The 7,304-nt window shown below is 29.8% G+C and carries 6 protein-coding genes; all 6 read left to right on the forward strand.

All coding sequences use genetic code 11. The features are described from left to right. Positions 1-175: 175 nt before the first annotated feature. Entirely contained in the window at positions 176-1,126 is a 951-nt protein-coding gene (locus D778_RS07940; RefSeq protein WP_040491875.1) for a hypothetical protein, read from the forward strand. Positions 1,127-1,157: 31 nt separating this feature from the next. Next, positions 1,158-2,945: a DUF6119 family protein gene (locus D778_RS07945; RefSeq protein ID WP_007649490.1), complete on the forward strand. Its 1,788-nt coding sequence runs from the start codon at positions 1,158-1,160 to the stop codon at positions 2,943-2,945. A 171-nt stretch (positions 2,946-3,116) separates the two neighbouring features. Then, positions 3,117-3,542, forward strand: a complete 426-nt coding sequence (locus D778_RS07950; RefSeq protein WP_007649491.1) for a hypothetical protein — start codon at positions 3,117-3,119, stop codon at positions 3,540-3,542. Between the two features lie 175 nt (positions 3,543-3,717). Further along, on the forward strand, positions 3,718-4,416 hold the full coding sequence (locus D778_RS14525) for a hypothetical protein (RefSeq protein ID WP_007649492.1): 699 nt from the start codon (positions 3,718-3,720) through the stop codon (positions 4,414-4,416). 155 nt (positions 4,417-4,571) lie between these two features. Beyond that, entirely contained in the window at positions 4,572-6,350 is a 1,779-nt protein-coding gene (locus D778_RS07960) for an ATP-binding protein (RefSeq protein WP_007649493.1), read from the forward strand. Positions 6,351-6,686: 336 nt separating this feature from the next. Then, complete coding sequence (locus D778_RS07965) at positions 6,687-7,253, forward strand: hypothetical protein (RefSeq protein WP_155949921.1); 567 nt, start codon at positions 6,687-6,689, stop codon at positions 7,251-7,253. Positions 7,254-7,304: the final 51 nt, after the last annotated feature.

Here is a 7,304-nt window from a genome sequence, read left to right on the forward strand (position 1 = left end):
TTCTGATTATATAATAAATTTAGTGAATTGTAAACTTAAGACGTATATAAAAAATAGCGGATTAAGTGCTTAAATCAAAGTGATTTCCGTAAATTTATGGTCAGTACAAAACCGAAAAGTCCGTGAGCAAAACCCGCTACTTTTCATATACAAAACCGTTGGCAACAATTTAAAAATGGCATCTTCAAAGAAAAAAAGAGACACTCTATTTCAGAAATATTCTGACCAATTAAATTCAATGGATAGAAATGGTTTATTGGACTTTAAGTTGGATTACGAAAAAACATTCATTTGTCCCGTATGTATGAATCAGTTCTCTGAAGCTGACCTTGACACTTCAATAGAAAACTTTCTAACATTAGAGGATGCCCCACCAAAATCCTTAGGAGGAACTGCCAATTCTCTCTCGTGCAAAAAGTGTAATAATGAATTTGGACATCAAATTGATTATCACTTAACTGAATATTTGAACGAGGTAGATTTACATTCGTTTTTACCCAATACAGGTTCTAAAGCTACTATAACTCACAAAGGAATTAAAGTTCAAGGAACGGTTAAAGTTGATGAAAATGGAAAAATCACTATAACACATTTAGAAAAAGTTAATAATCCCAAAAGTTTAAAAGAATATGTATCTAAAACAGGAGATGGAGATATAACTAATGTTGAGTTTCCTGCCACAAGAGTAGAATTCCGAAAATATGAACTTGCTCTTTTAAAAACTGCATACTTTATGGCGTTTGAGAAATATGGATATCCGCTTATATTAAGCAAAGCATTTGACGTCATAAGAGAACAATTGAATAATCCAGAGAAAGAAATTTATCCAGTAGGGTTTTGGACAAGACAATCTGTTTTCAAAAAGGTTAGTTCAGGTGTTTATCAAATTACGTCTAAAGGATTTGAAGGATTTCAAGCTATTTTCACCCTTAAAACCAAAGCTTCTGAATCTGGATTCGGTGTTTATCTTCCTGTCTCAAATAAGAATTATAAAAATATTATTGCAAAACTTAAGGAACAAGAAGCTGGTTTTTCATTACAGTATATGAATTATGAAGATTCTGATTTCTTTAATGATGAAAAAAATTTAAAAATGTGTTTTAACTATATGGCTAAAAACAATTAAAAACCATTGCCTAAAACTAATTAAATAAACAATGATTGCAGGACAAACAAGATTTAATCTGAAAATCTTCCAAATCGATAAATCCTATTATGAATTTAAAGAGGCGACTGCAAAGGAGATTATTGAAATCATTCAAAACAATCACGAAAAAAAATTAAGACATAAATTCGGGGATTTAGATTTAATAAAACCCGAAGTTACGTATCAAAAAGATGATAATTTTCAATTTTGGTCATATTGCTATAATCAACCAAAGGAAAAGTATTATTGGAAACTATTCTTACCCGAAAACCTAACTGAAAATCAGAATTTTGAGATTATTGAATTTTCCTTTGTGCTTTTCATTAAGTACAAGAAAGAAATATATTGTGTTATAAGCGGAAGTGGAATGAGTGTTATTCGAAAATTCATAAATCCAAGTTTCGGAATTGATTTATATCAAAGAATTGCAAAACCAAAAGAAGACGTAATACAAGAATTGGAAATTCGAGGAGTCGCAAATAATATATCTCAAAAGAAACAGATTTTCAACTTTAATCAAACAATTGCAGAAACTCTAGAATATTCAGAAGTACCAACAAAGATTAAACTACAAATCCGAGATGACCTAAAGAAAAATGAATTCAAAAAATATTCTTTAGGTAATGATATAGCTTTAATGGAAGTAGGTTCATATTTTAGTATCAGAAAAAAACTGAATTTTGATGAGTTAAAAGTTTTGATTAAGGATATTCATAAAATCCGAAAAAACAACAAGCCAGAACAATTGACATTGTTCTTCAAAGTAAATGAGCCAGATGTTGTATCAGAATTAGATGAGACACTTAAAGAAATTATAGTTGATGACATTTTACTTCATAATACGCCAGATAGAGTAAAACACAGTCAAAGTGATGTAATTGAAGTTGTTCATCCTTCAAAACTTGAAAGATTCTACGAGTGCAACAATTTTCTTATCCGTGCTAAATACTCAAGAGGTAAAAATGATATCGTTGTCAAGAAAAGAGATGATTTATATTTTGAGTGTACAAAACATATTTTTGACAATTTAGAAGATATTAGAGAACGACCAAAAATCAAAGGAAAACTATACACTTTAAATATCGTTGGTCACATTAATAAATCAGAGATAACATACGGTCATTTTTTCTCTCACATAACAGCTGAAATTGACTATCTAGGAAGAAAATATTTTAAAATTGATGGTCATTGGTATCTACTAGATGACGACTTTTTAGAATTAATGAATAACGATGCAAAGGAATATTACACCAAGTATAGATTAAAAGATGATTTATTATTAGAATGGCCTAAAAAGAAAGATGAAGATTACTACAATAAAAGTCATAATCATTTAGAAAATTATTTTGTTTTAGACAAAGTCATAACTGACAATATAGAATTATGTGATTTATTGATTGTTACCGACAGTAAAGTTCATTTTGTTCACGTAAAAAACGGATTTAACACAAAAATGAGAGACTTGTACATACAAGTAATATTATCTGCTAAAAGACTATCAAATGACTTAAAAGACAATAAAAAAAGTGCTTATTTAGAAAAGACATTAAAACTGTACAATAAGAGAAATCCAACTAAAAAAATAGCGTATAAAGATTTAGTTGAACGATTGAGAAAAGATAGAAGTCAAGTAAACTTTGTTATGGCATTTAAAAATAATAATTACAAAGACAAATCGATTTTAGAAAGGATAGATTTATGTAAGTCTAATATTGCGAAATATGCTTTAGTACAAGTTGTAAAAGAAATGCAACAATATAAATTTGGAATTGAATTATTTGACATATCTGACAGATAAAACTGTTGCCAACAATGTGTATAAGTAATAGCGGTTGAAGTGATAAAACGAAAGTATAAGAATAAAACAAAGGTCAGTGCAAAACCGAAAGATTTGTGAGTAGAAATCCGCTACTACTCATACACGAGACCGTTGTGCTTCATTTTGACCAAACTTACTGCTGATTAAAAAATGATTGATTTAAATAAACATACGGCTGAAATAAAAAAGTTTTTGAACACTTCGATTGAAAGGTTTCAAACGGAAAATGGTAAACCAAATTCAATCGGAATTTATTCCTGTTCTTGGGCTGGATGGATTTCCATAAACTTTAACGTGAACAAATCGCTGACTGAAACGGCAAATAATTGTCCTGATTTTGAGTATGTGGAATTTGACCTTTTAGAAATACCTGAATTGCAAGACGAATACGAAACTGACAATCCTGAATTTAAAATAAATGATTCAATAAAAACTCACGACCATGAACTTGGAGACGAGAATTTTAACCAACTGATTTTTGAATATTTAAAACCAATTGTAAAAGAAATAAAAGGAAATTTTGAATCGGATTTTCTTCTTCAAATGTTGGACAGCAATTTAGCGGAGGAAATATGAAAAAAAACGAAAGCACAACAATGTATAACCGCAATTACGGCGGATTCGACTTCGTCCGAATCCACTCGAAATTGCTAAAGCCTGTGCTAAACCGAAAATTAACGTATATTAACCCGTAACTGACGGTTATACGAGACCGTTGTGTGCAATATGAAAAAAACCTGAAATATAAGAAATGATTCCTAGTAAAATTGAATTAAGAGACATAATAAACTATTTAGTCCCATCTACTATTTTAATTTTTGTGTTGATGTTATTATCTCAAAATTTCGGATTAGAACCTTTTAAGGACTTTAAAATTTCAAAAGCTTTTGAAGTTGGAGTTATACTGGCAACTTTATATATCATCGGATTTTTATTAAGATTTAGTTTTGGTTGGTTTTTAAGGTATAAAAACGAAGGGATTAAAAATCGATTTATCAATTTTATATCCTTAATATTTATTGGTAAACCAAATAAAAATGATAAAAGAATAATACCGGAAAATTCTAACCTTGAAATTAATACTAAATGGAAAGATAAACTTGAAATATACAGTGGCATTGAACAATTTTATTTAAAAGAAAACTATGTTTCACAGTACGCAAGTGATTCAAATTTATATTCTTTAGAAAGAGCTAACTTAAGTTTCTCTCTAGCACATAGAATGACAACTGTGTTTTTTTGCTCAACGATTATATCATTTGTTTCTATAATTTTATGTTTATTCCAATTAGGAAAAGCAAACATTTATGAATTAGTAGCAATGTTTTTTCTTATGCTAATTTTAACTAGGATTTCATATAGACTGTTTCAAAAATTTTTTGATACTTGGTGCATAAAGAATATAAGAATGTTTACAGCAATAACGGAATTAAAGGAAATTAGGAAATAAAAACTGCACACAACAATGGCTATAAGTAATTGCTTGTTCTCGCCTACTTCTGAAAATCCTTGCGGATTTTCAGTTTGGTGTGTACTTGTAATGTTAAGTGCTAAACCACGCAACTACTCATAGCCGAGACCGTTGGCGGTAATTAGAGAAAAATTATGAGTATAAAAGTAACCATAAGACAAAAACATAAATCAGTTGAACCACCTTGTACTTTTGAGCTTCCTGAATTTTCAGTTTTAACAGGGAAAAATGGTAGCGGTAAAACTCACCTTTTAGAAGCAATAGCTGATAAAGACAAATCATCCGTGGAAATCTATGGTAAGCCAACTCAAAATATAAAATATATTCCGTTTAATGGATTAAATCCTAAAATACAAGAAAGTTGTGACCCTAATTCAATTTCACAACACATTAAAAATGTTTGGAATAAGTTTCATTCAGCAAAACAAAATGCACAAAGAAGAAATAGAAATAACATTGGCGAAATTAATCGACAGATGAATGATGCAAATGCAACTAACTTTCTAAATAAAACAATTCGAGACAGTGGAAAAGGTTATGAAGAACTAACTGAAGATGATTTTGGAGATAGCTTTGATATTTCATTTATGGGACAAAATGACTTTTTCACAGCTCAATTTGCATTGATATTTAAAAACTACCATAAAAGACAAGAAGAAAATAATATTAACGAATATTATCAATCTAAAGGCAAGTCAATATCAAAACCTGTTTTAACACAAGAAGAATTTACAGAAAAATATGGTGAACCACCTTGGGAGTTTGTCAATAAAATTCTTGATGAAACTAGTATTCCTTATGAAGTCAATAATCCCGAAAATGACAGATTAGACTCAAATTTTATTTTTAAATTAAAAGATAAAATTCAAGGTTTTGAGATAAGTTCAGCAGATTTATCTACTGGTGAGAAAGTATTAATGTCATTAGCTTTAGCTATATATAATACTGGCGGCGATTTAGGAAAACCAGATGTTTTACTAATAGATGAACCAGATGCTGGGTTACATCCTTCAATGTCAAAAATGATGGTGAAAATCTTAAGAGAAAATATAGTTGAGCAAAATAAAATACCTACAGTAATTTCCACTCACTCACCAACAACTGTAATATCAAGTGAAGGAATTTCAATTTATCAGTTGATTAGAGGGAATAGCAGTCCAACTAAAATCCCTGTACAAGAGGCAGTTGAAATTCTTTCATCGGACATACCTTTCTTGAGAATATCAACAGAGAAAAGAAGACAGGTTTTTGTAGAAAGTAAATATGATGTCACATATTATGAGCTTCTTATGAATATTTATGGACGATTAGTGAGTTTTTCTTCTGAACCCATATTCATTCCTGCAAGAACTTCAAACGGATCAAATTGCACTGATGTAATCGAAGTAGTTAAAAACCTATACTCGAATGGAAATGAACAAATTTATGGGATAATTGATTGGGATTTGAGTAATGCGTCTGTTGATAGAATACTTGTTTTAGGTGAGAATGACAGATACGCAATCGAAAACTACTTATTAGACCCTTTTCTTTTAGGTTTATTAACTATTCGAGAAAATAAAATACCAATAACTGACTTTGTCGGAATCAGTATTACTACATATTCCCAAGCAATAAATTTAAATCAAGCAGATGCTCAAATAATTATTAATAAAATACTTAATGATTTGGGCTTGCAGTCAACAAATAAAGTTAAGTATAAAACCTTTAACGGTTGGGAATTAGAAACAACAGTAGAATTCAATCATTATCAAGGACACGATTTAGAAAGTTTATACAAAACCAAATATCCATTTTTAAATGCTTATCAGAGAGAAGATGCTCTTAAAAAAGATATTATAGAAAAAGTCATTAACGACCATCCAAATTTTGCACCTGTTGAATTGAGTGAAATAATAATGAAAATAAAATAACTACCGCCAACAATGGCTATAAGTAATTGCTTGTTTTCGCCTACTTCTGAAAATCCTCGCGGATTTTCAGTTTGGTGTGTACTTGAAAAGTTACGTGCTAACCCACGCAACTACTCATAGCCGAGACCGTTGTGGGCAATTAAAACCAACATTTCGGCTGAAAGACAAAATTTCATCAGAAATCAAGGGATTTTCATTTTAAATTGCTAAACAACTGATAAATTGAGATTATTGACTGTCAAATCGAACGACTGAATTTGACATAAACATACATAATGTTGGGAACAAACCGAAAAGCCAACTGAATTTTGGAGTAGGTGAAATTAAATCATAGTTATGAAAAAACTAATTTTACTTTTCGCAATATCAATTTTCGTTACATCATGCTCAAAGAATAATTTGACAACAGATGAAAGTCAAAAAATTTTAAGTTCTAATTATCCAAAATATTATGGAGATTATGGATTTGGGAATGAAATATGTCCACGTATTATGGAAAAAGCAAAAAAATTAGAAAAAGAAGGATACTGGAAAATAAATACATATAAAAACAATGCAAACTGCTATGGTTTTCAAATTACCGAAAAAGGGAAACCTTATGTTAATAAAATAGGTAATTATGGAGGAATTCGAGTAAACATAACAGAATCTATTTTTAACAATATTGAAGGCGTTACGATGACTTCTGAAAATAAGGCTGAAGTTATATTTACAGAAATTGGAATTCCTTCAAAATTTTCAATCTTTACACCTAACCACAGTGAAGAAGCAAAAAAGTGGAAAAGAAAGGCATTTTTTACAAAATACGATACAGGTTGGCAATTAGACAATATTGAAAACGGTTCTCTTTCAGAAAATGTTATGAATTTATCAGAAGCGTATAAAGAGTTGAACTTACAATAATAACTGCCCACAACAAAGTACTGTGGTAAAAAACAAGTAAAAACCCATTAA

The organism is Xanthomarina gelatinilytica (genome assembly GCF_000348685.1).
GTDB classification, from domain to species: Bacteria; Bacteroidota; Bacteroidia; order Flavobacteriales; family Flavobacteriaceae; genus Xanthomarina; species Xanthomarina gelatinilytica.